This window comes from Stenotrophomonas sp. YJH_SMC_27, assembly GCF_059369815.1.
In genome coordinates this window covers 17,321-43,579 of sequence record NZ_JCAFTA010000020.1, presented here as the reverse complement: position 1 = coordinate 43,579, position 26,259 = coordinate 17,321, and the positions used below count along the sequence as shown (strand labels likewise).

At 67.3% G+C, this 26,259-nt stretch carries 22 protein-coding genes, 1 pseudogene and 1 riboswitch; of the genes and pseudogenes, 14 read left to right on the top strand and 9 right to left on the bottom strand.

Annotated features, from left to right (window positions below):
* The first annotated feature begins 23 nt into the window (after nt 1-23).
* Complete coding sequence (gene pbpC, locus AC5P7R_RS20775; protein ID WP_478435946.1) at nt 24-2,405, top strand: penicillin-binding protein 1C; 2,382 nt, start codon at nt 24-26, stop codon at nt 2,403-2,405.
* 153 nt (nt 2,406-2,558) lie between these two features.
* Here pbpC and AC5P7R_RS20770 read toward each other — a convergent pair whose 3' ends face one another.
* Both AC5P7R_RS20770 and AC5P7R_RS20765 read right to left on the bottom strand, forming a co-directional pair.
* Nucleotides 2,559-3,134, bottom strand: coding sequence for a ferritin-like domain-containing protein (locus AC5P7R_RS20770; RefSeq protein ID WP_227854360.1), 576 nt, complete (start codon nt 3,132-3,134; stop codon nt 2,559-2,561).
* Nucleotides 3,135-3,163: 29 nt separating this feature from the next.
* Nucleotides 3,164-3,646: a peroxiredoxin gene (locus AC5P7R_RS20765; protein ID WP_005410646.1), complete on the bottom strand. Its 483-nt coding sequence runs from the start codon at nt 3,644-3,646 to the stop codon at nt 3,164-3,166.
* A gap of 260 nt (nt 3,647-3,906) precedes the next feature.
* On the opposite strand from AC5P7R_RS20765, the gene AC5P7R_RS20760 reads away from it, so the two are divergent.
* Complete coding sequence (locus AC5P7R_RS20760) at nt 3,907-4,800, top strand: DnaJ C-terminal domain-containing protein (protein WP_021204418.1); 894 nt, start codon at nt 3,907-3,909, stop codon at nt 4,798-4,800.
* Nucleotides 4,801-4,888: 88 nt separating this feature from the next.
* Here AC5P7R_RS20760 and pilH read toward each other — a convergent pair whose 3' ends face one another.
* A complete protein-coding gene (gene pilH, locus AC5P7R_RS20755; RefSeq protein ID WP_005410644.1) occupies nt 4,889-5,260 on the bottom strand; it encodes a twitching motility response regulator PilH in 372 nt (123 codons plus the stop codon).
* Nucleotides 5,261-5,348: 88 nt separating this feature from the next.
* Nucleotides 5,349-6,344 (bottom strand): YhdH/YhfP family quinone oxidoreductase, encoded by a 996-nt coding sequence (locus tag AC5P7R_RS20750; protein ID WP_180832161.1) that lies wholly within the window; start codon nt 6,342-6,344, stop codon nt 5,349-5,351.
* A 153-nt stretch (nt 6,345-6,497) separates the two neighbouring features.
* On the opposite strand from AC5P7R_RS20750, the gene hflK reads away from it, so the two are divergent.
* The 4 genes from hflK to AC5P7R_RS20730 all read left to right on the top strand — a co-directional run bounded on the left by hflK (nt 6,498) and on the right by AC5P7R_RS20730 (nt 10,330).
* Nucleotides 6,498-7,631 carry an FtsH protease activity modulator HflK gene (gene hflK / locus AC5P7R_RS20745; RefSeq protein ID WP_005410642.1) on the top strand — a complete coding sequence of 378 codons (1,134 nt, stop codon included), beginning with the start codon at nt 6,498-6,500 and terminating at the stop codon, nt 7,629-7,631.
* Nucleotides 7,628-8,491, top strand: coding sequence for a protease modulator HflC (hflC, locus tag AC5P7R_RS20740; RefSeq protein WP_019660037.1), 864 nt, complete (start codon nt 7,628-7,630; stop codon nt 8,489-8,491). The genes hflK and hflC overlap by 4 nt, the downstream gene beginning before the upstream one ends.
* Nucleotides 8,492-8,558: 67 nt before the next feature.
* Complete coding sequence (locus AC5P7R_RS20735) at nt 8,559-8,744, top strand: DUF2065 domain-containing protein (protein ID WP_005410640.1); 186 nt, start codon at nt 8,559-8,561, stop codon at nt 8,742-8,744.
* A gap of 293 nt (nt 8,745-9,037) precedes the next feature.
* The gene (locus AC5P7R_RS20730) at nt 9,038-10,330 is read left to right on the top strand and encodes an adenylosuccinate synthase (protein WP_019660036.1); all 1,293 of its coding nucleotides are present in this window, start codon (nt 9,038-9,040) and stop codon (nt 10,328-10,330) included.
* 187 nt (nt 10,331-10,517) lie between these two features.
* Here AC5P7R_RS20730 and AC5P7R_RS20725 read toward each other — a convergent pair whose 3' ends face one another.
* Nucleotides 10,518-11,174, bottom strand: a complete 657-nt coding sequence (locus tag AC5P7R_RS20725; RefSeq protein WP_227852370.1) for a M23 family metallopeptidase — start codon at nt 11,172-11,174, stop codon at nt 10,518-10,520.
* 4 nt (nt 11,175-11,178) lie between these two features.
* Nucleotides 11,179-12,141, bottom strand: a complete 963-nt coding sequence (locus tag AC5P7R_RS20720) for a L,D-transpeptidase family protein (RefSeq protein WP_188250370.1) — start codon at nt 12,139-12,141, stop codon at nt 11,179-11,181.
* A gap of 234 nt (nt 12,142-12,375) precedes the next feature.
* Between AC5P7R_RS20720 and AC5P7R_RS20715 the strand changes: the two genes are divergently transcribed.
* On the top strand, nt 12,376-14,499 hold the full coding sequence (locus AC5P7R_RS20715; protein ID WP_227852368.1) for a methyl-accepting chemotaxis protein: 2,124 nt from the start codon (nt 12,376-12,378) through the stop codon (nt 14,497-14,499).
* A gap of 48 nt (nt 14,500-14,547) precedes the next feature.
* A pseudogene (locus tag AC5P7R_RS20710) lies at nt 14,548-14,640 on the top strand (alpha/beta fold hydrolase); the annotation flags it as partial.
* Nucleotides 14,641-14,648: 8 nt separating this feature from the next.
* Here the strand turns inward: AC5P7R_RS20710 and AC5P7R_RS20705 are convergent.
* Together AC5P7R_RS20705 and AC5P7R_RS20700 are read right to left on the bottom strand one after the other, a co-directional pair.
* Nucleotides 14,649-15,122 (bottom strand): hypothetical protein, encoded by a 474-nt coding sequence (locus AC5P7R_RS20705; RefSeq protein ID WP_164144778.1) that lies wholly within the window; start codon nt 15,120-15,122, stop codon nt 14,649-14,651.
* A 22-nt stretch (nt 15,123-15,144) separates the two neighbouring features.
* Complete coding sequence (locus AC5P7R_RS20700) at nt 15,145-17,235, bottom strand: catalase (RefSeq protein WP_188250367.1); 2,091 nt, start codon at nt 17,233-17,235, stop codon at nt 15,145-15,147.
* 114 nt (nt 17,236-17,349) lie between these two features.
* Here AC5P7R_RS20700 and AC5P7R_RS20695 point away from each other — a divergent pair, with 114 nt between their 5' ends.
* From AC5P7R_RS20695 to AC5P7R_RS20685, 3 genes are all read left to right on the top strand, one after another.
* Entirely contained in the window at nt 17,350-18,072 is a 723-nt protein-coding gene (locus AC5P7R_RS20695; protein WP_021204412.1) for a helix-turn-helix transcriptional regulator, read from the top strand.
* An 82-nt stretch (nt 18,073-18,154) separates the two neighbouring features.
* Nucleotides 18,155-19,522, top strand: coding sequence for an amino acid permease (locus tag AC5P7R_RS20690; protein ID WP_005410628.1), 1,368 nt, complete (start codon nt 18,155-18,157; stop codon nt 19,520-19,522).
* Nucleotides 19,523-19,664: 142 nt separating this feature from the next.
* The gene (locus tag AC5P7R_RS20685) at nt 19,665-20,075 is read left to right on the top strand and encodes a VOC family protein (RefSeq protein WP_005410627.1); all 411 of its coding nucleotides are present in this window, start codon (nt 19,665-19,667) and stop codon (nt 20,073-20,075) included.
* 91 nt (nt 20,076-20,166) lie between these two features.
* Here AC5P7R_RS20685 and gcvP read toward each other — a convergent pair whose 3' ends face one another.
* Complete coding sequence (gene gcvP / locus AC5P7R_RS20680; protein WP_021204410.1) at nt 20,167-23,034, bottom strand: aminomethyl-transferring glycine dehydrogenase; 2,868 nt, start codon at nt 23,032-23,034, stop codon at nt 20,167-20,169.
* Nucleotides 23,035-23,096: 62 nt separating this feature from the next.
* Nucleotides 23,097-23,199, bottom strand: a riboswitch (glycine riboswitch).
* Between the two features lie 299 nt (nt 23,200-23,498).
* Here gcvP and AC5P7R_RS20675 point away from each other — a divergent pair.
* The 3 genes from AC5P7R_RS20675 to AC5P7R_RS20665 all read left to right on the top strand — a co-directional run bounded on the left by AC5P7R_RS20675 (nt 23,499) and on the right by AC5P7R_RS20665 (nt 26,238).
* The gene (locus tag AC5P7R_RS20675) at nt 23,499-24,725 is read left to right on the top strand and encodes a multidrug effflux MFS transporter (RefSeq protein ID WP_031270798.1); all 1,227 of its coding nucleotides are present in this window, start codon (nt 23,499-23,501) and stop codon (nt 24,723-24,725) included.
* Between the two features lie 141 nt (nt 24,726-24,866).
* Nucleotides 24,867-25,763: a siderophore-interacting protein gene (locus AC5P7R_RS20670; protein ID WP_207050023.1), complete on the top strand. Its 897-nt coding sequence runs from the start codon at nt 24,867-24,869 to the stop codon at nt 25,761-25,763.
* An 82-nt stretch (nt 25,764-25,845) separates the two neighbouring features.
* Nucleotides 25,846-26,238 carry a hypothetical protein gene (locus AC5P7R_RS20665; RefSeq protein WP_008265644.1) on the top strand — a complete coding sequence of 131 codons (393 nt, stop codon included), beginning with the start codon at nt 25,846-25,848 and terminating at the stop codon, nt 26,236-26,238.
* Nucleotides 26,239-26,259: the final 21 nt, after the last annotated feature.

Sequence of the window (26,259 nt, the reverse complement as noted above, 5' to 3'; positions counted from 1 at the left end):
GCCCGTCCTGCTGGCAACCTGCAATGAAGAACACGATGACGACCCGGCTGGCGGCCCTGCGCCGCCGGTGGCGGCCGCTGTGGCCGTGGCTGCGCTGGGGCATGGCCGCCACGCTGGCACTGCTGCTGGTGCTGGATTTCGCCTTCCCGCCCCCGCTGCCGAAGCAGCGCGAAACCAGCACTCTGGTGGTGGCCGCCGACGGCACGCCACTGCGTGCGTTCGCCGATGCCGAGGGCGTGTGGCGTTATCCTGCCTCGATCGACAGCGTCTCGCCGCTGTACCTGCAGGCGTTGCTGACCTACGAAGACCGCTGGTTCTGGCGCCATCCGGGGATCAACCCGGTGGCGATGCTGCGTGCCAGCGGCCAGCTGCTGCGCGGCGGCCGCATCGTGTCCGGCGGTTCGACCCTGACCATGCAGGTGGCGCGCATTCTCGACCCGCACTCGCGCACGCCCTGGGGCAAACTCAAGCAGATGCTGCGCGCGGTGCAGCTGGAAGTGCATCTGAGCAAGCAGCAGATCCTGGCCCTGTATCTGGAGCGCGCGCCTTACGGCGGCACCATCGAGGGCGTGGAAGCGGCCAGCTGGGCCTACCTGGGCAAGCCGGCGGCGCAGCTGTCGCATGCCGAGGCCGCGTTGCTGGCGGTGCTGCCGCAGGCGCCAAGCCGGCTGCGCCCGGACCGCCATCCGGAAGCGGCGCAGAAGGCGCGCGACAAGGTGCTGTCACGCATGGCCGAACTGGGTGCGTGGACGCCGGAGGAAGTGGAGGACGCGCGCATCGAGAACGTGGTGGCGCGCTCGCTGCGGCCGCCGCTGCATGCGGCACTGCTGGCGCAGCGACTGCATTCAGCGCAGCCGGGCAAAGCGCGCATCCAGAGCAGCATTGATATCGGCCTGCAGCGCACGCTGGAAGAGCGCGTGGCCAGCTACTTCTCGACGCTGCCAGAACGCACCTCGGCCGCCCTGCTGGTGGTCGACAACCAGACCCTGCAGGCACGTGCCTATGTGGGCACCCTGTCCTTCGGCGACCGCCAGCGGCTCGGCCACGTGGACATGGTGCAGGCCTGGCGCTCGCCGGGCTCCACGCTCAAGCCGTTCCTGTATGCGATGGCGCTGGATGATGGCCTGATCCATTCGGAAAGCCTGCTGGTGGATGCGCCGCAGAGTTTCGGCAGCTACCGCCCCGGCAACTTCGACATGGCCTTCAACGGGCCGATCGGCGCGTCCAGCGCTTTGCGGTTGTCACTGAACGTGCCCTCGGTGGACCTGCTGCAGCGGGTCGGTGCCGCGCGCTTCGCTGCACGTCTGTCGCACGCGGGCATCCAGCTGCGCTTCCCGCCAGGCAGTACGCCCAATCTGTCGCTGATCCTGGGCGGCACCGGCGCGCGGTTGGAAGACCTGGTCGGCGCGTTCGCCGCGCTCAACCGCAACGGCATCGCCGGGCGCGTGCGCTACGCCGATGACGAACCGATGATCGAGCGGCGCCTCGCTTCGCCCGGCGCCAGCTGGATCGTGCGCGAGATGCTGGAATCGAATCCGCGGCCGGGGTACAGCGTCGGGACGTTCGATGTCGGTGGCCGCCCGCGCGTGGCGTGGAAGACCGGCACCAGCTACGGGTACCGCGATGCGTGGGCGATTGGCAGCACCCGCCACTACACCGTGGGCGTGTGGGTGGGCCGACCGGACGGCACACCGCTACCGGGCCAGTACGGCGCGGTGACCGCGCTGCCGCTGATGTTCGAGGTGGTGGACAGCCTGCCGCGCCAGCGCGGTGATTCGGCGGCCGCGCCGATGCCGGCCAGCGTCAGCCAGGAAGACATCTGCTGGCCGACTGGTGAGCGTGCCGAAGGCCTGCCTGCTGCGCTCTGCCAGCGGCTGATGCCAGCCTATCTGCTGGAAGGCGCGGCACCACCGACCTTCCCCGAGCGCGAAGCACGGCGCTGGCAACCAGGTCGGCAGCGCTACCTTGCCGATGCGCGTACCGGTCTGCGCGTGTCAGCCGATTGCCGCTTGCCGCACGAAGAAGTCGCGCGCGAGATCGCGCGCTGGCCAGCGTTGCTGTCGCCATGGCTGTCCAAGGCCACGCGCGAAGCCTCGCAGCTCCCGGCGCTGTCGCCGGACTGCCGTGATGATGGCCGCGAGGCCAGCGTTGCGCTGCACATCGATGGGCTCAACGATGGCGCCACGCTGGCGCGCGCGCCGAATTCGGAACATGGCGTACGCCTGCAGCTGCGCGCGCTGGGCAGCGAGCAGGCGGTGGAGTGGCTGCTGGATGGACGCTGGATTGCACAGACCCACGGCGCGCAGCTGATGCAGCGAGAGTTCGCCGAACCCGGCACGCACGCCCTGACCGCGTTGGCAGCCGACGGCGCCTGGACGCAGGTGCGGTTCAACGTCCTGCGCTAGATGCCGACCTTGGATGGCACTTCCCGCATGTTGTCACGCTGCTGTAGAGCCGAGCCCATGCTCGGCTGCTCCTGCGACGTGCGTGCAGCGGTCAGCCGAGCATGGGCTCGGTTCTACAACGCCGTAGATGGCAGCGATCGCGTGGCGTAGCGACTACTCCCCGATCCACCCATCCAGCAGGTCGGCGAACTCGTCGGCGTGCTCTTCTTCCTGCGCCAGGATCTCTTCAAGGATGCGCTTGGTGGTGGTATCGCGGTCACCGATGAAGTTGATCATCTCGCGATAGCTGTCGATGGCGATGCGCTCGGCCACCAGGTTCTCGCGCACCATGTCGCGCAGGTCGCTGCCTTCCTTGTATTCGGCGTGCGAACGCGCGGTCAGCGTATCCGGGTTGAGATCCGGCTCGCCGCCCAGCTGGACGATGCGCTCGGCCAGCTTGCCGGCATGCGCCTGCTCCTGCTGTGCATGCTCGAGGAACTCGGCTTTCACCGCGTCGGCCAGCATGCCCTTGGCCATGAAGTAGTGCCGGTAGTAGCGCAGAACGCAGACGTACTCGGTGGCCAGTGCGTCGTTGAGCAGCTTGATCACCACCTCGCGGTCAGCGCTGTAGCTGTCGGTGATCGCACCATCTTCGATGTTGCGCCGGGCGCGTTCGCGCAGGGTCTTGCTGTCGCTGATGCCGGCAATTTCCGCGGCGGGCTTGCTGGCTTTGGCTGGCTGCGTGGACATGGCTGGCCGTTTCCTTCTGCGGTGGGGAATCAGGTGGGGAGATGCTCCAGCACGTACTCGGCCGAAGACACTTCGAACTGGCCGGGCTGTTCAACCCAGGCCTCTCGAACTACGCCGTCGTCGACGTACAGGGCAAAACGACGCGAGCGGATGCCCATGCCCGACGCGCTCGCATCAAGCTCCAGACCCAAGGCGCGGGTCAGCTCGGCATTGCCGTCGGACAGCATCAGAAGGCCGTCGGGCACGCTCTGGTCGGCGGCCCAGGCCTTCATCACGAACGGGTCGTTGACGGCCATGCAGTAGACGTCGATGCCGCGCTGGCGGAAGGCCTCGAACTTTTCGACGTAGCCGGGAAGGTGACGTGCCGAGCACGTCGGGGTGAACGCGCCGGGCACGGCGAACAGCACCACCTTGCGCGCATCGAACAACGAATGCGTATCAAGCGTTTCAATGCCCTCGCGGATGCGCTTGAGGGTCACTTCCGGAATGCGGTCGCCGACATGGATGGTCATGGGAACTCCTTGCTGGGGCAGGCTAGTGGGCCGGATGGGAGAGGGGCGTCAAGACATTGGAAACCCGGTGTGCAGGCTCCATCTTCCGGCTTTGTGGCAGGGGCTTCCAGCCACAGCGTGGCGCACGGGGATGGCAGCCGCATTGCGCAGGATCAGTCGGCCTCACCGGGGCCGCACGAGGGGCGGCGTAGCCTCGCAGGCGCGTAGAATGAACCCGGGGCGGCGCCACCGGCGCGGCCGAAGCGAATCGAGGTAGCTGGATGGAATTCAAGGATTACTACGCCACCCTGGGGGTGGAACCGAGCGCGGGCGAGGCGGAGATCAAGACCGCCTACCGCCGGCTGGCACGCAAGTACCACCCGGACGTCAGCAAGGAGGCCGGGGCCGAAGACAAGTTCAAGGCGGTCAACGAGGCCTACGAGGCGCTGCGCGATCCGGAAAAGCGTGCGGCCTATGACCAGCTGCGCGCGCAGGGCTATCGCCCGGGCGAGGAGTTCAACGTGCCGCCGAACTACGGCGGCGCCGGTGGTTTCAATTTCGAGGAAGTGTTCGGTGGCGGCGGCCCCAACGGCGGCTTCAGCGACTTCTTCGAAAGCCTGTTCGCGCGCCAGCGCGGTGGAGCGGGCGCGGGGGGCGGTCCGGGCTTCAGCAGCCAGGGCCATGCGCCCAACCGCGATACCCGCGCCAAGCTGTCGGTGCCACTGGAAGCGGCCTACAGCGGCGACAGCCTGCGCATCACCGTCAACGGCAAGCAGCTGGACGTGCGCGTGCCCAAGGGCATCCGCCCGGGCCAGGTGATCCGCTTGGCAGGGCAGGGCAACCATGGCGGTAATCTGCTGCTGGAGGTGGAATACGCCGCCCACCCGCAGTTCGAGGTCGATGGTCGCAACATCCTCTATACGCTGCCGCTCACGCCGTGGCAGGCCGCGCTGGGCACCAGCATCAGCGTGCCGACCCTGGGTGGTGCGGTGGAACTCAAGATTCCGGCCGATTCCGATGCCGGCCGCAAGCTGCGCCTGCGTGGCCGTGGCCTGCCGGGCAGCCCGGACGGCGACCAGATCGTCGAAATCGAGATCGTGGCCCCGGCTGCGACCGATGAGGCTCAGAAGAAGGCGTACCGCAATCTGGCCAAGGCGTTCGGCGAGACCATTTGAAGGTGGTGCCGGCCGCTGGCCGGCAACTTCATTGCCCTGGACGGTGATGCGTGGTTGCCGGCCAGCGGCCGGCAACACCGCGCGCGTCTCAGCCCTGGCCCGCGAACACGCGCTCCAGCACCTCGGACAGCTCGTCCTCCGAGAACGGCTTGGTGATGTAGGCCTTGGCGCCCTGGCGCATGCCCCACATGCGGTCGGTGTCCTGGTCCTTGGTGGTCACCAGGATCACCGGGATATGCCGGGTCGCCTCGTCGCGGGCGAGGGTACGGGTGGCCTGGAAGCCGTTGAGGTTGGGCATCACCACGTCCATCAGGACCAGGTCGGGCAGCTCGGCCTTGGCGGTTTCGACCCCGGCGGCGCCATCGGTGGCGGTCAGGATCTGGTGCCCGAGCTTCTCGACGATGCGCTGTATCCCCAACAGCTGCGACGGTGAGTCGTCGACGATCAGAATGCGTGCCATGTTGTTCCCCATGTAATGCCCGCAGTGTAGTGCGGGCCCATTACCGGCGGGAGGGCCACGTCTGCCGTCCGTCGCCTGCCTGCGACGTTCAGTCGATCCGTACCACGGTGCGACCCAGCGAACCGCCCGCCAGCATCCGTTCGAATACGGCAGGAAGGCCATCGAGGCCGACTTCGGCGGTGCAGATGCGGTCCAGGTGCTGCGGCTTCCAGTCACTACCCAGCCGCGACCACACTTCCTCACGCAGTCCGCGTGGCGCATTGGCCGAGGACACGCCCAGCAGCGAGACACCGCGCAGGATGAACGGCATCACCGTCATGCCCAGCGTCGGACTGGCTGCCAGGCCGGCACTGACGACGCTGCCGTAGGGCACGGTCTGCGCCAGCAGGCTGGCCAGCATGTCGCCTCCGGCATTATCGAGGCCACCCCCGAAGCGGGCCGACTGCAGCGCGCCGGTGTCGGCCAGCGCGTCGCGCGGCAGTACCTCGGTGGCGCCGATGCTGCGCAGGAATCCTGCCTGGTCCGGCTTGCCGCTGACCGCGTGCACGCTGTAGCCGGCACGGCTGAAGATGGACAGCGCCAGCGCACCGACACCGCCGCTGGCACCAGTGACCGCCAGCGGGCCGAGTTCCGGGGTCTGCCGGTTGTCCTGCATGCGCAGCAGGGCCAGCGCCGCAGTGAAGCCGGCGGTGCCCAGCACCATCGCCTCGCGTGGGGTCAGCCCGGCCGGCTGGGCGATCACCGCGCGCGATTCCAGCCGCACGTACTGGCTGTAGCCGCCGTCGCGGGTCTCGCTGAGGCCGCAGCCGGTGGCCAGCACCGCGTCGCCTTCACGCCAGTCCGGGTCCGTGCTGGCGACCACGGTGCCGGCCACATCGATGCCGCCCACCAGCGGGAAGCGGCGCAGGATCTTCCCTTTTCCAGTACCGGCCAGCGCGTCCTTGTAGTTGACCGAGGACCAGTGGGCGCGGATCAGCACCTGGCCGGGGTTGAGGTCGTCGACCCCGAGCCGGACCAGGCCGCTGCGATAGCCGGCGTCGTCGTTTTCGATGCGGAAGGCGGTGAACGGGGTGGTGGGGGCCATCGGCGTTGCCTGACTTCGAGGAAAACGCCACCTTACCCCGTTGCCCCCCTTTCGATCCTGCCGATCCGCCCCATCTTGTATGATCGGTGATGGTTTCACGGCTGGCGGTGCGGGAAGGGCCCGCGCCGCAGCCCAAATCTTGATGGAGCGTGCATGGCCTGGAATACACCCGGCGGCAACAAGGGCGGACAAGGCCCCGAGGACAATCGACGCGGGCCGTTCGGGTCACGCGGCGGTGGCAATGGTGGTGGCTGGGGCGGTTTGCCCGGGCCGCTGAAGGACCTGTTCGACGGCGGCATCGTGCGTTGGGTGGTGGCAGCCGTGGTGCTGCTGGTGCTGTTCTCCAGCTTCCAGCTGATCGGCGAACAGCAGCGCGGTGTGGTGCTGCGCTTCGGCCAGTTCTCGCGCATTCTGCAGCCCGGCCCGAACTTCAAGCTGCCCTGGCCGATCGAATCGGTCACCAAGGTCAATGCCACCGAGATCAAGACGTTCTCGATCCAAGTGCCGGTGCTGACCCGCGACGAGAACATCGTCAACGTCTCGCTGAACGTCCAGTACCGCATCGACGACCCGCAGCAATACCTGTTCGGCACCGTGGATGCCAACCAGGTGCTGGAGCAGTCGGCGCAGAGCGCCGTGCGCGAGGAAGTTGGCCGCGCCGACCTCAACGCCGTGCTGAACAACCGTGGTCCGCTGGCCGTCGCCGCCGAGGAGCGCCTGCAGGCGCTGCTGAAGGCGTTCAAGACCGGCCTGACCGTGACCGGCCTGACCCTGCAGGACGCCCGTCCGCCGGAGGAAGTGAAGCCGGCCTTCGACGAGGTCAACGGTGCCCAGCAGGTCAAGGAACGCCTGATCAACGAGGCCCAGGCCTATGCCGCCAAGGTCGTGCCGGAAGCCCGGGGCCAAGCCTCGCGCGCCCGTACCACTGCCGAAGGCTACAAGCAGGCCGTGGTGTCCAAGGCCGAGGGTGACGCGCAGCGCTTCAGCCTGTTGCAGGCCCAGTACAAGGACGCTCCGGAAGTGACCCGCAAGCGCCTGTGGCTGGAGACCGTGCAGCAGGTGCTGAGCGAGAACCGCAAGGTGATCGGTGGCGATGGCCGCCAGCTGATCTACGTGCCGATGACCGGCGATACCCGTCCCAGCACGTCGGCTCCGGCCGCAGTGGCCAACCCGGACGTGGTGATGCCGTCGCTGCCGGGTGCAGCGGCGGAAGCTTCCCGTGATCCGGGCCGGCCGGTGGGCCGCCCGACCGGGCGACCGAGCGGCCGTGAGGAGGGCAGCCGATGAAGAGTCCTATCTGGATCGCCGTGATCGTGGCGGTGGTGCTGGGCCTGCTCGGCTCGGTGTACGTGGTCCGTGAGGACCAGACCGCCATGGTGCTGAACCTGGGCAAGGTGGTGCGTTCGGACATCAAGCCGGGCCTGCACTTCAAGGTGCCGGTGGTGGAAACGGTGAAGGTCTTCGACCGCCGCTTCCAGGTGCTCGACACTGCGCCGGCGCGCTACTTCACCGCCGAGCAGAAGGACGTCAGCGTCGACTTCTTCGCCATCGGCTACATCTCCAACGTGGGTGACTACTTCCGTGCCACCGGCGGCGACCCGCGTGTGGCCAACGCCCGCCTGGCGCCGATCATCACCGACTCGCTGCGCAACCAGATCAACTCGCGCACCCTGCAGCAGCTGGTGTCCGGCGACCGCAGCGAGCTGATCGCCGAGCAGCTGAAGGGCATCAACGAAGCGGTGGCTGGCCTGGGCATGCAGATGATCGACCTGCGCATCAAGCAGGTGGACCTGCCGACCGACAGCCAGGTGATCAACGACGTGTACGAGCGCATGCGCGCCCAGCGCAAGCAGGAAGCGGCCAAGCTGCGTGCGGAGGGCGAGGAGCAGTCGCTGACCATCCGTGCCCAGGCCGACCGCGACAGCACCGTGCTGATCGCCGAGGCCGAGCGTGATGCGCAGCGCCTGCGCGGTGAAGGCGATGCCGAGGCGGCCCGCATCTATGGCAAGGCCGGCTCGGCCGATCCGTCGTTCTATGCGTTCTACCGCAGCCTGGAGGCCTACCGTGGCTCCATGACCGACGGCAATGGCGTGATCGTGCTCGACAAGAACGACCCGTTCCTGCAGTACCTGAAGAACGACCGCTGAGGTCGCAGGGCAGTACCCCACGGGGCCCGGCCAGACGCCGGGCCCCGTGCTTTTTCCGGAGTTCCCGATGAAAGATCTGTTTGCCGCCGTCTGCCTGGTCGCGGTGCTGGAAGGCCTGTTCCTGTTCGTCGCCCCGTTCGCCTGGAAGCGCATGGCCGAACGCCTGCTGGACCTGCCCAGCCCGGCCCTGCGCAGCTTCGGTGGGCTGGTGCTGCTGGCCGGCCTGAGCCTGCTGTGGTGGGCGCGGCATTGAGAGGGTAGTGCCGGCCGCTGGCCGGCAACCCGGGATTGCCGGCCAACGGCCGGCACGACCGGGCGGGGCGGCTGACCGGCCGGTGAAGCCGTCCGTCGGAAAGGTGGCACCCGACCCCGGAAACCCGGATAATGCACAAAAGCCGGACGGGCCTCCCCGTCCGGCTTTTTCCGTGTCTGGGCCTTCCATCGCCGGCCGCTCCCCGTTTGGAGCCGCCCTCCAGGTGCTGGCCAGCCCCGCCACGGTTTACCCGTCCGCGGCCCCGATGGCCGCTACAAATCGAGGAGCCCGTCATGGGTCAGTCTGTCGTAGTGTTGGGTGCCCAGTGGGGCGATGAAGGCAAGGGCAAGATCGTCGATCTGCTCACTGAGGAAATCGGCGCCGTCGTGCGCTTCCAGGGCGGCCACAATGCAGGCCACACCCTGGTCATCAACGGCAAGAAGACCGTCCTGCACCTGATCCCGTCGGGCATCCTGCGTGACGACGCGCTGTGCCTGATCGGCAATGGCGTGGTGATCTCGCCGGCCGCGCTGCAGAAGGAAATCGCCGAGCTGGAAGGCTCCGGCGTGGAAGTGCGTTCGCGCCTGAAGATCTCCCCGGCCGCGCCGCTGATCATGCCGTACCACATCGCCCTGGACCAGGCGCGCGAGCGCGCTGCCGGTGGCAAGGCAATCGGCACCACCGGCCGTGGCATCGGCCCGGCCTACGAAGACAAGGTGGCGCGCCGCGGCATCCGCATCGCCGACCTGCACTACCCGAAGCAGCTGGAAGAACTGCTGCGCACTGCGCTGGACTACCACAACTTCGTGCTGACCAAGTATCTGAACACCGATGCGGTCGACTTCCAGAAGACCTTCGACGAGGCGCTGGCCTTCGGCGAATACGTGCAGCCGATGAAGTCCGACGTGGCCGGCATCCTGCACGACCTGCGCAAGCAGGGTAAGCGCGTGCTGTTCGAAGGCGCGCAGGGTGCGCTGCTGGACATCGATCACGGCACCTACCCGTACGTCACCAGCTCCAACACCACCGTCGGTGGTGCGCTGGCCGGTTCCGGCGTCGGCGCCGATTCGATCGACTACGTGCTGGGCATTGCCAAGGCGTACGCCACCCGCGTCGGCGGCGGCCCGTTCCCGACCGAACTGGACGACGAAGTCGGCCAGGGCATCCGTGACCGCGGCGCCGAGTACGGCGCTTCGACCGGCCGCCCGCGTCGCTGCGGCTGGATGGACATCGTCGCGCTGAAGCGCGCCGTGGCCATCAACGGCATCAGCGGCCTGTGCATCACCAAGCTGGACGTGCTGGACGGCATGGAAAAGCTGAAGGTCTGCATCGCCTACGAATACAACGGCAAGCGCACCGAGTACGCGCCGCTGGACGCGCAGGGCTGGGAAGAATGCACCCCGGTGTACCTGGAGTTCCCGGGCTGGAGCGAGAACACCCACGGCATCACCCAGTGGGACGACCTGCCGCCGGCCGCACGCGCCTACCTGCGTTCGCTGGAAGAGCTGGCCGGCTGCCCGATCAGCATCGTCTCCACCGGCCCGGACCGCGACCACACCATGGTCCTGCAGGATCCGTTCGCCTGAGGGCGTGACTGGTAGCGCCGGGCCACGCCCGGCGTCGCTGAAAGAAAAAGCCCCGCGAAAGCGGGGCTTCTTCATTACCGTGTGGGCAGGCCAGCGGGGAAGCGACGCGATGACCAGCATGCCAGCGTGAAAGGCGAGACGGTTCTGTTCGTGCTGGTCCCAGGGGCTGCCTTGGCGGTGTTCACCTTCACCTTGCGGCGCTGGCAGCGCCGGCCGTCGAAGCAGGCGGCTTCAGCAACGGGTACGGGTTGATGGATTTGCCCTTCCACCACTGTTTTTCCGGTCCCAGCACGTGCACTTCAAAGTGCAGATGCGGGGCCTCGGCGCTGGCATTGCCAGTGCTGCCCACGTAACCGATCACATCCCCGCGCTTGATCACCTGTTTCTCGGCCAGGCCATCGGCATAGCGCTGCAGGTGCGCGTAGTAGTAGCACCAGCGTCCACTGGGCTCGAACTGATAAATCGTCAGGCCACCGCGCTTGCTGTCGAACAGCTTTTCTACCGTGCCGTCGGCCACCGCGAGTACCGGCGTACCTGCATCGGCCATGATGTCGATGGCATCGTGTACGCGGCCCTCGCTGCGTGCATCGGTGAAGGTATCGCGCAGCTGCGACGCCTGGATGCCCTGCACCGGCAGCAGCAGGCCGGTTGGCGCATTGGTGGCGCTGGACGGCGACACGGCCGTGGGAGCCGGAGCGCCTACGCGCGGCGTTGCAACCGCAGCCACCGCAGGTTGCACTGCGGGCGGGGCAACCGCCACCGGCTCACCTGCATCGTGGTGCAGCCACCAGCCCACTCCCACGCCCAGCAGCACGCCCAGCACGATCAGCTGCGAAAGGCGCATAGGCTCACTCCTGCATCACCACGGGCACCGAAGTATCCACCGCATCGGCCACGCGCAGCGCATCCCAGTTGGTCATGCGCACGCAGCCATGCGATTCTGTCTTGCCGACGTGGCCGGGTTCGGGTGTGCCATGCAGGCCGTAGTGCGGCTTGGACAGGTCGATCCAGACCCGTCCGACCGGATTGTTCGGGCCAGGCGGCAGCGTCGCCTTCTTTTCGCCCTTGCGCGCATCCCAGAACAGCTTCGGGTTGTAGTGGAACGGCGGGTCGCGATACACGCCGAGAATCTTCCATTCGCCGATCGGCAGCGGATCGTGCTGGCTGCCGGATGAGACAGGCACCTGTGCGATCACTTTGCCCTGCGCATCCAGCAATTGAAGTGTGGAGTCGGACTTGTCGACCACGATCTTCGCCGCCTTCGGCAAGGCCCCCGTTCCGATGTTGGGCACCTGGATGCGGCTGCCGGCCTTGGCCAGATCGACGCCGGGATTGAGTGCCTTCAGCAGCTCAGGGGAGGCGTGGAAGCGCTCGCCCAGGCCTTCTTCCACGCTGCTGAAGCCCAGCGACTTCAGCTTGGCCTGTGCGGCGGGCCCTTTCGGTATGGGCTGGAACGGGCCGGCAACATCTTCAGCCGTGAGCGTGTAGCTTGCCAGCGGCGTGATCGTATCGGCCTGCAGGGCCTTCCAGGTAGCGTCATCCAGTTCACCCGTTACGCTCAGCCCATGCGCCGCCTGGAAGCCCGACACCGCGCGCCGCTGGTTGCTGCCCACTTCGCCATCGATCTGGCCGGGGGAAAAATTCGCGCGATCCAGCAGCACTTGGGCGTGCAGGACAGAGCGGGGTGCGGTGTCCGGTCCTGCCTTCTCGGCAATGGGGGCAGGCAGGCCAGGCGGCGGCGCCTGCGCGAAGGCAGGTGATGCCAGCAGCGAGAGAGCGAGCAGGGCGGATCGGGGCATGGGTAACGGCATCGGGGACTCCAGCAGGGAACGCCACCACCTTGCCCGCAGACGGCGCCGAGCCACCGTGAAAGGGATCTGATGCCCGCATGAGCAGGCATGTCATTGCGGCCGGTTTGCACCGGCAGGTGCCACTGGGACGGGGACTCACCAAGGTGAACAGTGGCCGACGCCATTGGTGGATGGCGATCAAGATTGCCTGCCGTGCCGCCGATAAGGGCGCATCCCCCCGTTTTGGATACCCCCATGAACTACTTGAGGAACGTCAGGGTTGCCTGGCGTCTTGGGCTGGGCTTTGGCCTGTTGCTGCTGCTGGTTGCCGCCGTGGTGGCCACCGGCGCCACTGCCAGTGTCGTGCAGAAGCGCGCGATGCAGCAGGTGGTCGACGTCAGCGTGGCCAAGGTGCGCCTGTTGTCGCAGATGCTTGATGCCAACAACCAGATGATGGTGGTGCGCCGCGAGATGCTGATCCGCCAGGGTGATCACCGCACCAGCGACGAGAAGCGCATTGCTGATCTCGTCAAGCGCTACGAGGCCAGCTGGAGCGCCTACCAGGCGCTGCCCAGTGACGCCGAAGGCAAGGCCATCGCTGAAACCATCGCCGCCAAGCGAGCCGTTGCTCGCCCGCTCAACAAGCAGACCAGCGAACTGATGGAGCAGGGCGATTATCCCGGTGCCGTGGCGCTGACCCTGGGCCCGGTGCAGGACGCCGCCAACGGCTGGAACAAGGCGCTGTCCGATGGCGTGGACTTCGAGGAGAAGGAAAGCCGTGAGGCTGCCGCCGAGGCGATCCGCCTGGGCGAGCGCAGCCTGCTGCAGTTGCTGGTGCTGGGCGGCGTTGCGCTGCTTGCTGGCATCGGCGCCTCGGTGATGATCGGCCGCAGCCTGACCGCTCCGCTGGCGCGCGCGGTGAACCTGGCCGAGCGCCTGTCCAAGGGGCAGCTGGACCAGGAGTTCCGCCTCGGTGGCCGCGACGAGCTGACCCAGCTGGGTGACGCGATGGCCAGCGTGCGCCAGAGTGTGCAGGCGGCGATCGGCGCGCAGTTGCAGATGGCGGAACAGCACGAGGCCGGCGCAATCCGCTATCGCATGGACGCCAGTGCGTTCCCCGGCGATTTCGGCCGCATGGTGCAGGCCACCAACAGCCTGGTCGAATCGCACGTGCAGGTGGAACTGCTGATGGCTGAAGTAATGCAGCGTTACGCCATCGGTGACCTCAGCCGCGACCTGCCGGACTACCCGGGCGAAAAGGGCACGTTGACCCGCACCCTGGCCGCGGTGAAGCAGAGCCTGATGGCGATCAACGCGCAGATCGATGAACTGGCCCGTGCCGCACGCGCCGGCGATTTCAGCATGCGTGGCGATGCCGGGGCCTTCCAGTACCAGTTCAAGACGATGGTCGAGCACCTCAACGGCATGATGGCCAGTTCGCAGGCCAGCATCGCCGATGTTTCCGACGTGCTGCGCGCGATCTCGCATGGCGACCTGACCGCACGCATGGAGGGCGAGTACGAAGGCGTGTTCGCGCGCATGCGCGACGATGCCAACACCACCACCGCGCAGCTGACCGGCATCGTCCGCGGCATCCAGGTGGCTGCCGACAGCATCAACAACGCGGCGCAGGAACTGGCCGCTGGCAACAACGACCTGTCGCGCCGAACCGAGCAGCAGGCGGCCAATCTGGAAGAAGCGGCCGCGTCGATGGAGGAGCTGACCTCCACCGTACGCCAGAACGCCGAACTGGCGCGTCAGGCCGACAGCGAAGCGCACGCTGCCGGCGCCGCCGTGCGCGAGACCGAGCAGGCGATGGCACAGATGGCATCGGTGATGGGCGAGATTGATCAGTCCTCGGCACGCATCTCGGAAATCTCCACGGTGATCGACGGCATCGCTTTCCAGACCAACATTCTGGCGCTGAATGCTGCGGTTGAAGCCGCGCGTGCAGGTGAGCAGGGCCGTGGTTTTGCCGTGGTCGCCAGCGAGGTACGCACGCTCGCACAGCGTGCCGGTGTCGCCGCCAAGGAAATCAAGGAGCTGATCGAAGACGCTGCTGCCAAGGTGAAGAGTGGCCTGGCGGTGACCGTTGAATCGGAAGCCGCGATCGCCCGCGTGGCCCAGGCCAGCTCGCGCACCACCCAGCTGATGAGCGACATCGCAGCGGCCAGCAAGGAACAGGCCGCCGGCATCGAGCAGGTCAACCAGGTGGTGGTGCAGATGGACCAGGTGACCCAGCAGAACGCTGCGCTGGTGGAAGAAGCCACTGCCGCCAGCCGCGCGCTGGAGGAACAGGCGCATGCACTGACCACGTCGGTGTCGGTATTCAAGATGGAAGGCGCGGCGGTCTCCGCTGCGCCCCGTCGCGCAGCCTGAGCGGGCTGCCACTGCAGCGACAGGAATACGGCCGCCTTGAGCGGCCGTATTTCGCTGGAAGGGCCCCATCTACTGCTGCAGGCCCGTGCTGATGCTGACGCAGCCGAAGTTGCGGCATGGATGAGGACGCTCCCCTTCTGACCGAAGCATCAGCCGCGCGCACGCGTACGCGCAGCTTTCTTCGCCGCCACTTTGCGCACGGACTTCTTCGCGGCCCGCGTCTTGGCTGCCTTCTTCGCGGCGGCGCTCCGCGAGGCGGCCGTACTCCCCTTCTTTGCCGCAGCCTTCTTCGCTGTCTTCTTTGCGGCCTTCTTTGTCGCGGTCGTGCGAGCCGGTGCCTTCTTTGCCACCGCCTTCTTTGCCACCGCTTTCTTCGCCGGCGCCTTCTTCGCTGCCGTCTTTCTGGTTGTCGACGTCTTGGCGGTCTTCTTGCGGGTCGCCTTCTTTGTAGTTTTGCGTGCACTGCCGCTACGCTTGCCGCCGCCGTCCTGCTTGTTCACGGTGGCCCAGGCAATGCGCTCGGCGGTGCCTTCACTCGCGCCGCGATCACGTTCGCTTTCCTCGATGTGCTCGGCCTGGCGCTTCTGCTTTTCGGTATATGCGGATTTGTCACCACGGGGCATGACGATTCTCCTGTCGTTGTGGTCAGGCCAGCAGGCGCAGCTTGGGCTCACGCGCCCACTGGCGGGTGGCGGCCGCCGCCAGGAATGCCTTGGCGTCTTCCGCTTCGACGATGCCGGCATCGTTGCCGACCCGCGCCGCCTTCAGCAGCGCTTGGCCTCCCGCGTCGCTGGCGATGGCCTTCAGGTGTGCCCACGCCTGGCTGACGAACTCCAGCGCGGCGCTCTCTTTCGACAACGCCTTTGATGCGTCTACGCTCAGCACCACGGCCACCGCATCGAACACAGCCGATGGCGTGCCTGCCAGTTGCCCATCCGCCGCCTGCATCGCGCCATCGCTCAGCGTGGCGCCACCGACTTTGGGCGCGACCAGCTTCACGTCTGCACCTGCTTTCCTGGCTGCCTTGCTCAGGCTGGCAATGATGCGGGCGTCGGAGCCTTCGTCGAACAGAATGCCGATGCAGCGACCCTGCAGGGTAGGCTTGTTGCGTCCGATCACACGCACCTCGGGAGCGGGAGGCATGTCCCGCGCCGGGGTGGCGGTGGGTGCCGGGTCGGGCAGGGCGGGCAAGGCCAGACCATCGGCCACGCGCCGCGCCAGTGAGTCATCGATGTTGCGCAGGTGGCTGACGGTACGTACCCGCACCTTCAGCGTTTCCACCTTGGACAACTCGAACACCAGCGCCGATGCCAGGTGCGCCTGCTCCGGCGTTTCAAGGCTGCGGAAGAACATGCGGGCCTGGCTGTAGTGGTCGGCGAAACTCTCCGCGCGGGTACGGCCCTTGCGGCCATCGTCGGCGCTGGCGTGGCTGCGGAAACCCGCAGGCGTCTCACGCGGTGAGTCCTCCTGCAGCGAGCTGGGATCATAGGCGACGCGGCCCTTGGGCACCTGCATCTGCATGTGGCCGTCGCGCTGATGATTGGCGAATGGGCACTTCGGGGCATTCACCGGGATCTGGTGGAAATTCGGGCCGCCAAGGCGCAGCAGTTGGGTGTCCAGGTAGGAGAACAGGCGGCCCTGCAGCAGTGGGTCGTTGCTGAAGTCGATGCCCGGCGGCACGTTGGCCGGGCAGAACGCCACCTGTTCGGTCTCGGCGAAGAAGTTGTCGGGCCAACGGTCCAGCACCATGCGCCCGATCACCTGCAACGGCACCAGCGATTCGGGAATGATCTTGGTCGGGTCCAGGTGATCGAACGGGAATGCGTCGGCTTCTTCTTCGGTGAACAACTGCACCGCCAGCTCCCATTCGGGAAAGTCGCCGCGCTGGATGGCCTCGAACAGGTCGCGGCGATGGAAGTCATTGTCGGCTGACTGCAGCTTCAGCGCTTCGTCCCAGACCGTTGACTGGATGCCCAGCTTTGGCCGCCAATGGAATTTGACGAAGGTCGACTCGCCTGCCTCGTTCAGCAGGCGGAAACTGTGCACGCCGAAGCCTTCGATCATGCGCAGCGAGCGCGGAATGGCACGGTCGCTCATTGCCCACATGATCATGTGCATCGACTCGGGCATCAGCGAAATGAAGTCCCAGAAGGTGTCGTGGGCCGAGGCGGCCTGCGGGAAGGCACGGTCCGGTTCCATCTTCACTGCGTGCACCAGGTCCGGGAATTTCATGGCGTCCTGGATGAAGAACACCGGAATGTTGTTGCCGACCAGGTCCCAGTTGCCCTCCCTGGTATAGAACTTGACCGCGAAGCCGCGCACGTCGCGCGGGGTATCCACCGAGCCTGCGCCACCGGCCACGGTCGAGAAACGGGTGAATACGGGTGTCTTCACCCCTACCTCGGTCAGGATGCGCGCGCGGGTATGGGCGGCCAGTGACCGGGTCAACTCGAAGTAGCCATGTGCCGCGCTGCCACGTGCATGCACGATGCGCTCGGGAATGCGTTCGTGATCGAAGTGGGTGATCTTCTCGCGGAGGATGAAGTCTTCCAGCAGCGTGGGCCCCCGAGGCCCCTGTCGCAGGGAGTTCTGGTTGTCTGCCACCGGGATGCCCTGATCGGTGGTCATCACCGGATGGCTGCCCCCGGCCTGCTGGTGGAGCTCATCGCCATTGCCCCGTGGGTGGCTTTCGGGCGGGGTGGTTGCGCGCTTGCCGGTCTGCTTGCTGGCGGCCATGGAGGGTGGCTCCGGATCGTCAAAGGGAACCACGACACTGGAACCGAGCCCGTTAAACCCCGGTCCGGCAAAGGTGAACGTACGGGCAAAAGCGGGCTCGGGTATGCTTGCCGCATGCGAGTCGAGCCCGCCGACATCGAAGCCTTGTTCGACGCCATCCCGGACGTGCTGTTCTTCATCAAGGACCGCCAGGGGCGGTACACCCACGTCAACCAGACCATGCTGCGACGGCTGGGCCTGCGCGCGCGCAAGGACGTGATCGGGCGGACCGCGGCCGAGATCTACCCGACCGGCCTCAGCGCGGACTATGTCGACCAGGATGCCCGCGTGCTGTCCGGCGAGGTGATCGAGAACCTGATGGAGCTGCACCTGTTCGCCAACCGCGAACCGGGCTGGTGCCTGACCTGCAAGCGCCCGCTGCTGGTCGATGGCGCCATCGAGGGCCTGATCGGCATTTCCCGCGACCTGGGCCAGAAGGACAGCCTCGGCACCCAGTACGAGCAGCTGCGGCTGGCGCTGGCCCACCTCAACGCGCACTACGCCGAGAACGTGCGCATGCAGACCCTGCTGGACATCACCGGCTTCTCGCTGTCCAAGCTGGAGCGCAGCTTCCGCAAGGTGTTCCAGATGACCCCGCAGCAGGTGCTGACCCGGCTGCGGATCCAGATGGCCATGCACCTGCTGCACGGTGACGAGAGCATCGCCAGCATCGGCCAGGCCTGCGGTTTCAGCGACCAGAGCGCCTTTACCCGCAAGTTCAAGGCTGAAACCGGTTTCTCGCCGCGTGCCTACCGCGCCCGTATTGGTGGCAGTGTCGGAGAGCCGGCACTGGCCTGAGCCGCCTGCTGCGCTGTGCCTATCCCCGCAGGCATGGGACAGGGTAAGGTGTCGCCCCTGTAGCCCGCCGCCAGCCCTGCCGATGCCCAACTCGATTCCGACCGCTTCGCCGTCCCGCCTCGGACATTCGCTCAAGCCCCGCCAGCTGATCATGATGGGCCTGGGCAGCGCCATCGGCGCCGGCCTGTTCCTCGGCTCGGGCGTAGGTGTGCAGGCGGCCGGTCCGGCGGTCCTGGTGTCGTATCTGGTCGCCGGCGCGCTGGTGATCATCGTGATGAACGCTCTGGGCGAAATGGCGGCGGCCAAACCGACCAGCGGCGCGTTCTCGGTCTATGCCGCCGATGCCATGGGCGCCACCGCCGGTGCCACCGTCGGGTGGTTGTGGTGGGTGCAGCTGGTGATCGTGATCGCCGCCGAGGCGGTGGGAGCGGCCGGTCTGCTGGCCACGGTCTGGCCAGCAGTACCTGTACCGATGGCGGCGCTGGCCTTCATGCTGTTCTTCACCGCGATCAACCTGCTCGGGGTGAAGAACTTCGGCGAGTTCGAATTCTGGTTCGCCATCCTGAAAGTGGCGGCGATCCTGGCGTTCATTGCCATCGGTGTGGCGCTGCTGATGGGTTGGCTCCCGCAGGTGACCTCGCCTGGGCTGAGCAACTTCACCGAGCATGGTGGTTTTGCGCCGAAGGGCCTGGCCGGGATCGGCGCGGCGTTGCTGGTGGTGGTGTTTGCCTTCGGTGGCACCGAGATCGTGGCCGTTGCGGCGGCGGAGACCGAAGACCCGGAGCGCAGCATCGCCCGTGCCATCCGCACCGTGGCGTGGCGCATCCTGGTGTTCTACATCGGCTCGCTGAGCGTGATCATCGCCGTGGTGCCGTGGACCAGCGAGGCGCTGAAGTCGCCCTTCGCCGCGGTGCTGGACATTGCCCGTATTCCGGGTGCAGGCACCGCCATCACCCTGATCGCTGTGATCGCGCTGCTGTCGGCGCTCAATGCCAACCTCTACGGCGCCTCGCGCATGATGTATTCGCTGGCGCAGCGCCGCGAAGCCCCGGCCGTGCTGGGCTGGACCGATCCGCGCCAGGTGCCGGTGATTGCCGTGCTGGCCAGCGTGCTGTTCGGTTTCGCCGCCACGGTGATGGAACTGCTGTTCCCGGACCGGGTGCTGCCGGTGCTGCTGAACATCGTCGGTTCGACCTGCCTGCTGGTGTGGACGCTGTCGCTGGTCTCACAACTGGTGTTGCGCCGCCGCGCGGATCGCCTGGGTACCCGGCTGCCGTTCCGCATGGCGGGCTTCCCGTGGCTGACCTGCTGCGCGCTGGCGATCCTGGCGCTGATCTTCGGCCTGCTGCTGAGCGAGTCGCACACCCGCCTGCAGTTCCTGTCGATGGTGGCGCTGACCGCCACGATCGCCGCCGGCAGCGCCATCGCGCGGCGCATGCGCGAGGCGTGATTCTGTAGAGCCGACCCTACGGTCGAGGCTGCTGTTTGCGCGATCGCCAGCCGAGCATGGGCTCGGCTCTACAACAGGCACACACTCCGCGTGGCACTGTGCGCAGGTGGGCCGCCTGCGGCCCGTCGACCGGGAGTACCGCATGCTGCGCAGTCGCCCCTTCCTGATGTTCACCGGCCAGGCCGAGGCCGCCCTGGCCCTGTACGCCGAGGCCTTCGCCGATTTCCGCCTGCTGGCAATGCAGCGCCATCCGGACGGCGCCGGTGCCGGCGTGCCCGGGCAGGTCCGACAGGCCATCTTCCTGCTCGGTGGCACCCACTACCTGTGCTTTGACAGCCTGGACGTGCACGATTTCACCTTCAGCCCGTCGATCTCGCTGTTCGTCGAGTGCTCCGGCGCCGAGCAGTTCGAGCGCGCCGCGCGCGTGCTGGGCGAGGGCGGCCACTGGCTGATGCCGGTGGGCGACTATGACTTCAGCAACCGCTACGGCTGGGTGCAGGACCGGTTCGGTGTGTCCTGGCAGTTGAGCCTGGGGCAGATGCCGGACCCGTGATCAGATGTTTGTGCGTGTGGGCCCTGGTCCACACACCCTCATGAAAACGGCCCGCTTGCGCGGGCCGTTCACTTACCGATGCCGCGAGGAATCAAGCCTCGACTTCATCATCCTTGTAGGCGTCGACCGGGATGCAGGCGCACATCACGTTCTTGTCGCCGTACACGTTGTCGACGCGTGCCACCGGCGGCCAGTACTTGCTCTGCTTCAGGCTGGCCAGCGGGAAGGCAGCCAGTTCGCGCGGGTAGGCGTGGGTCCACTCGCTGGCGGTCACTGCGGTGGCAGTGTGCGGCGCGTTCTTCAGCGGGTTGTCCTCGCGGTCCAGGCGGCCGTCTTCGATCGCGCTGATTTCCTCGCGGATCTGGATCATCGCGTTGATGAAGCGGTCCAGCTCGTGCAGCGACTCACTCTCGGTCGGCTCGACCATCAGCGTGCCGGCCACCGGGAAGCTCAGGGTCGGGGCGTGGAAGCCGAAGTCGATCAGGCGCTTGGCCACATCCTCGGCACCGATGCCGCTGGTCTTCTCCAGCGGGCGCACGTCGAGGATGCACTCGTGCGCCACCAGGCCGTTGCGGCCGGTGTACAGCGTCTTGAAGTGCGGCGCCAGGCGCTTGGCGATGTAGTTGGCGTTGAGCTGCGCGACCTGGGTGGCCTTGCGCAGGCCTTCGCGGCCCATCATCGCGATGTACATCCAGCTGATCGGCAGGATCGAGGCGCTGCCGAAGCTGGCGGCGCTGACCATGCCGACCGGGCCGTTGTCACCCAGCTTGCCCGGCAGGAACGGGGCCAGGTGTTCCTTGACCGCGCACGGGCCAACGCCCGGGCCGCCACCGCCGTGCGGAATGCAGAAGGTCTTGTGCAGGTTCAGGTGCGAAACGTCCGAACCCCACTTGCCGGGCTTGGCCACGCCGACCAGGGCGTTCATGTTGGCGCCGTCGGTGTACACCTGGCCGCCGTGCTTGTGGATGATCTCGCAGATCTCGACCACCTCTTCCTCGAACACGCCGTGCGTGGACGGGTAGGTCATCATGATCGCGGCCAGGCGGTCGCTGTACTTCTCGGCGTTGAGGCGGATGTCTTCCACATCGACATTGCCGTTGGCATCGGTCTTGGTGACCACCACCTTCATGCCGCACATCTGCGCCGAGGCCGGGTTGGTGCCGTGCGCCGAATCCGGGATCAGGCAGATGTCGCGATGGCCCTCGCCGCGCGAGCGGTGGTAGGCACGGATCGCCAGCAGGCCGGCGTACTCACCCTGCGCGCCGGAGTTCGGCTGCAGGCTGACCGCGTCGTAGCCGGTGCATTCGACCAGCATCGCTTCCAGCGTGTCGATCAGTTCCTTGTAGCCCAGCGCCTGGTCAGCCGGCACCAGCGGATGGATCTGCGAGAACTCCGGCCAGGTCACCGGGATCATCTCGGCGGTGGCGTTGAGCTTCATGGTGCACGAACCCAGCGGGATCATCGTGCGGTCCATCGCCAGGTCCTTGTCGGCCAGCGAACGCAGGTAGCGCAGCAGTTCGTGCTCGCTGTGGTGGGTGTTGAACACCGGGTGGGTCAGGAACGCGGACTGGCGCAGCAGGCCGGCCGGCAGCGCGTCGGCGGTGCTTGCGTCCAGCGCATCGATGTCGGCCTGCGCGCCGAACACGGCGGCCAGCGCGACCACGTCGGCGCGGGTGGCGGTCTCGTCCAGGCTGATGCCGACCGAGTCGCTGTCGATCGCGCGCAGGTTGTAACCTGCGGCGCGTGCCTTGGCGTGGATCTCATCGGCGTGCACGCCGGTGACGTGCAGGGTGTCGAAGAAGTCGCCACCGACCTGTACGCCGGCGTTGCGCAGTGCCGCTGCCAGGATGGCGGCCAGGCGGTGGGTGCGGCGGGCGATGCGGGTCAGGCCTTCCGGGCCATGGTAGACCGCATACATCGAGGCCATCACTGCCAGCAGCACCTGTGCGGTACAGATGTTGGAGGTGGCCTTCTCGCGGCGGATGTGCTGCTCGCGGGTCTGCAGGGTCAGTCGGTATGCCGGGTTGCCCTGGGCATCGACCGAAACGCCGATCAGGCGGCCCGGCATCGAGCGCTTGTAGGCGTCACGGCAGGCCATGAAGGCGGCGTGCGGGCCACCGAAGCCGAACGGCACGCCGAAACGCTGGCTGTTGCCGACCACGATGTCCGCGCCCCATTCGCCCGGGGCAGCCAGCAGGGTCAGGGCCAGCAGGTCGGTGGCCACGGCCACCAGGCCGCCGCGTGCGTGCACGGCATCGACCAGCGCCTTGTAGTCACCGACCTGGCCGAAGGTGTCCGGGTACTGCAGCAGCAGGCCGAAGGCTTCTGCTTCCAGTGCCTCGGCCGGGGTGCCGACGCGCAGCACGATGCCCATGGGCTCGGCGCGGGTGCGCAGCAGTTCCAGGGTCTGCGGGTGCACGGCATCGTGCACGAAGAAGGTGTCCGACTTCGACTTGGCCGAACGCTTGGCCAGGGTCATCGCTTCGGCGGCGGCGGTGGCTTCGTCCAGCAGCGAGGCGTTGGCGATTTCCATGCCGGTCAGGTCGGCGCACAGGGTCTGGAAGTTGATCAGCGCTTCCATGCGGCCCTGCGAGATTTCCGCCTGGTACGGGGTGTAGGCGGTGTACCACGCCGGGTTTTCCAGGATGTTGCGCAGGATCACGTTCGGCGTGTGGGTACCGTAGTAACCCTGGCCGATGAAGCTGCGCAGCACGGTGTTCTTGTCGGCGATCGCACGGATCTTCGCCAGTGCCTGCACTTCGGTCATCGACTCCGGCAGCGCCAGCGGCGCCGGCGACTTGATCTTGGCCGGCACGATGGCATCGGTCATCGCATCCAGCGACGCGTGGCCGACGACGTCGAGCATCTGCGCGATCTCGGCATCGTTGGGGCCGATGTGGCGCTCGACGAACGCATTGTGGTGCTCGAGCTCACGCAGGGAAGGGGTGTTCTGGGACATGGCGAAGGATCCGTCAGGAAAGGGCACACGCACGGGCACAAGCCGCCGGTCGGCGGTCTGCGGGGCGCCCCTCTGTCCTTTTGCCTGAGAGTTTGGAAGCGCGGAAAACCGCGGCTTCGTGCCCCTTCGGCGCCGGATCGAACCGGTCTCTCCAGAGTTCTGTTACGGGTGGTATCGGGCCTGAGCGATTACGGGCGTTGCGCCTTCGGCAGCGGTGTTCCGCTTCTCCCACCGTGTTGCCCGCCGATTATAGCCCGTTGCGGGCCCGCTGGCCGCGCCCCGGCGCGGGCCCGCGGCTGAATGGCCGATGGCCCGGCCGTGCGTTTTGTGCACCGCTGCATGGCATCGGGCGCAATCCCCACCTATGATGGGCGGATACCCGAATTCATCTGGCGCCGTCCCCGTTGCAGCGGGACCGGCGCCCGCCGTGCGTGCCGCGCATGGCCCTGCCGGACGCTTCCTTCATGACCGCCGCCGTTGCTCCCTCCACCCGCCGCATGGCCCTGCTGCTTGCCGGCCTGGCCATGTTCGGCCCGTTCTCGATCGATACCATCTTCCCCGCGTTCCCGCAGCTGGCGCAGCGCCTGTCGGTGGACGAGGTGGCGGTGCAGCAGACCATCAGCGTGTACCTGCTGTTCTATGGCCTGATGAGCCTGGCGCATGGCCCGCTGTCCGATGCGTGGGGGCGCAAGCGGGTGATCCTCGGTGGCCTGGTGGTGTTCGTCGGCGCCTCGGTCGGCTGTGCGCTGTCCACCGATCTGGCCACGCTGCTGGCGTTCCGCGCGCTGCAGGGCCTGTCGGCGGGTGTCGGCATGATCGTCGGCCGCGCGGTGATCCGCGATCTCTACCATGGCCACGACGCGCAGCGCCTGATGAGCCAGGTGTCGATGCTGTTCGGCATCGCCCCGGCCATCGCGCCGATCATCGGTGGCTGGATCCTGCTCAGTGGCGCCGGCTGGCCGCTGATTTTCTGGTTCCTGGTGGTGTTCGCGCTGGCCCTGCTGGCAGCCACTGCACGCTACCTGCCGGAGACCCATCCGGTCGAAGCGCGCGTGCCGTTGTCGCCGCACGCGTTGATGCGCGATTACGTGCGCATCGGTTTCAACCCGCGCTTCCTGCGCCTGGCGCTGGCCGGCAGCATCGGCTTCGGTGGCATCTTCCTGTACATCTCGTCGGCGCCGGTGTTCGTGATGCAGCACCTGCACCTGGGCGAGGGCGGTTTCGCCTGGTTGTTCATCCCCACCATCGGCGGCATGACCACCGGCTCGTTCCTGTCCGGGCGCATGGCCGGGCACACCACGCCCACCCGCCAGGTCGCCATCGGTTTCAGCCTGTGCGCGCTGTCGGCGCTGCTGAATGTCGGCTACGTGGCGCTGTCGCCGCAGTTCGTGTTGCCGTGGGCAGTGCTGCCGATCTTCCTGGGCGGCATGGGCATGGCGCTGATCTTCCCGATCCTGGCGCTGGCGGTGCTGGACATGTATCCGCACCAGCGCGGCCTGGCCTCGTCGCTGCAGGCCTTCGTGCAGCTGATGATCAGCACCGTGGTGGCCGGCGTGGTGTCGCCGTTGCTCAGTGCCAGCCCGCTGCACCTGGCGCTGGGCCAGGCCGCGTTCTTTGGCGCCGGCTTCGTGTTCTGGTACTGGGAGCACCGGCTTGAGCGCGCGGCGCAGGCAGCCTGCACGGGCGATTGAGCAGCGCGCAGGGGTAGGGCACGCCGCGATGCCCGTAACGCTTGCGGCGAGGAACGACCGGACTAGGCTGGGGACTCCAGCCAGCCGGTGCGTGGATGCACGACAGCCAGCCGATCCGATGTCGTTGCATGAGGTTCCCCCATGGCTGCGCAGCAGACCTACCGCCTGTTCGAGGTGGCGCTGAAGGAGCGCCGCGTTCTTTCTCCTTCCCTGGACCGCATGGTATTCACCGGTGCCGACGTGGCGCGGATGAAGACCGAAGGCCCGGACCAGCGCATCAAGGTGTTCTTCCCCTTGCCCGGCCAGGACGTGCCGCCGGTGCCCAGCGGCGAGGACTGGTATCCCCGCTACCGGGCACTGCCGGACGACCAGCGCCCGCCCATGCGCACCTACACGATCCGGCAGTTGCGTGCCGAGCAGGGCGAGGTCGACGTTGATTTCGTGCTGCATGGCGAAACCGGGCCGGCCTCGCGCTGGGCCGTCCACGCTCGCCCGGGCGACCGCGTAGTGCTGCTGGCCCCCGATGCCGACTGTGCCGACAGCAGCGAAGGCTGGGAATGGAAACCGCCGATGGGAGTCGGCCAGGTGCTGCTGGTGGCGGATGAAACCGCGCTGCCGGCGGTGGCCGGCATCCTCGAGGAACTGGCGGCCATGGTCGATCCGCCGCGCACGCTGGCGCTGCTGGAGGTGGCGCAGGCCGGTGATGCCGTGCACCTGAAGGCGCCCTCCAGCGCCGAGCTGGTCTGGCTGCCGCGCGGGCGGGCCGCCTACGGACAGCCGTTGCTGCAGGCGGTCCAGGCGCGGTTGGCAGCGGCCCCGGGCGCGGCTGCCGGCGATGCGCTGGAGGAGATCGACGTCGATACGCAGATCCTCTGGGAGCAGGCCGATACCCGCGTGGCCGGGCCGCTGTATGCCTGGGTGGCAGGCGAGGCGGCGGCGGTAATGGCGATCCGTCGCCACCTGGTCCGCGACTGCGGGCTGGACCGCCGCGCGATCACCTTCATGGGCTACTGGCGGCACGGCAAGGTGCTGGACTGACCGTGCTGGATCGAGCACGCGTGAAGCAGCGCTGCGGGCGGGGTGCGTTATCCTTGCGCCCCCTTCGCAGCGGTACCGCACCATGTCCACCAGCTCCAAGACCCGCCGCGACCAGCGCCGTCGCCAGGAAAAGCAGGCCGCCAACAAGGCAGCCGCGCAGGCGTCGCCGGTGGAGCCGCATGCCGAACTGCGCGACGCGCAGCGCACCCTGCTGGCCGGTGTCGTTCGCCGCGATGGCGAATGGGTGCTGGGCATGGATGGCCGCATCGCCGGCCACAGCGAGAGCGCTGCGCAGGTGCTGGCGCTGATCATGCAGGCCGGTGAGCTGCACGAACGCAATGGCACGCCGGTGCGCCTGATGTACTCCGATGCACTTCGTGATGCCGCACAGGCCGAAGCAAAGGAGAAGGGCCAGACCTTCGAGGAGTTCAAGGCCGAGCTGGCCGCGGCGATGGCAGCGAAGAAGAACAGCTGATCCGCCGTGGATAGCGCCGGG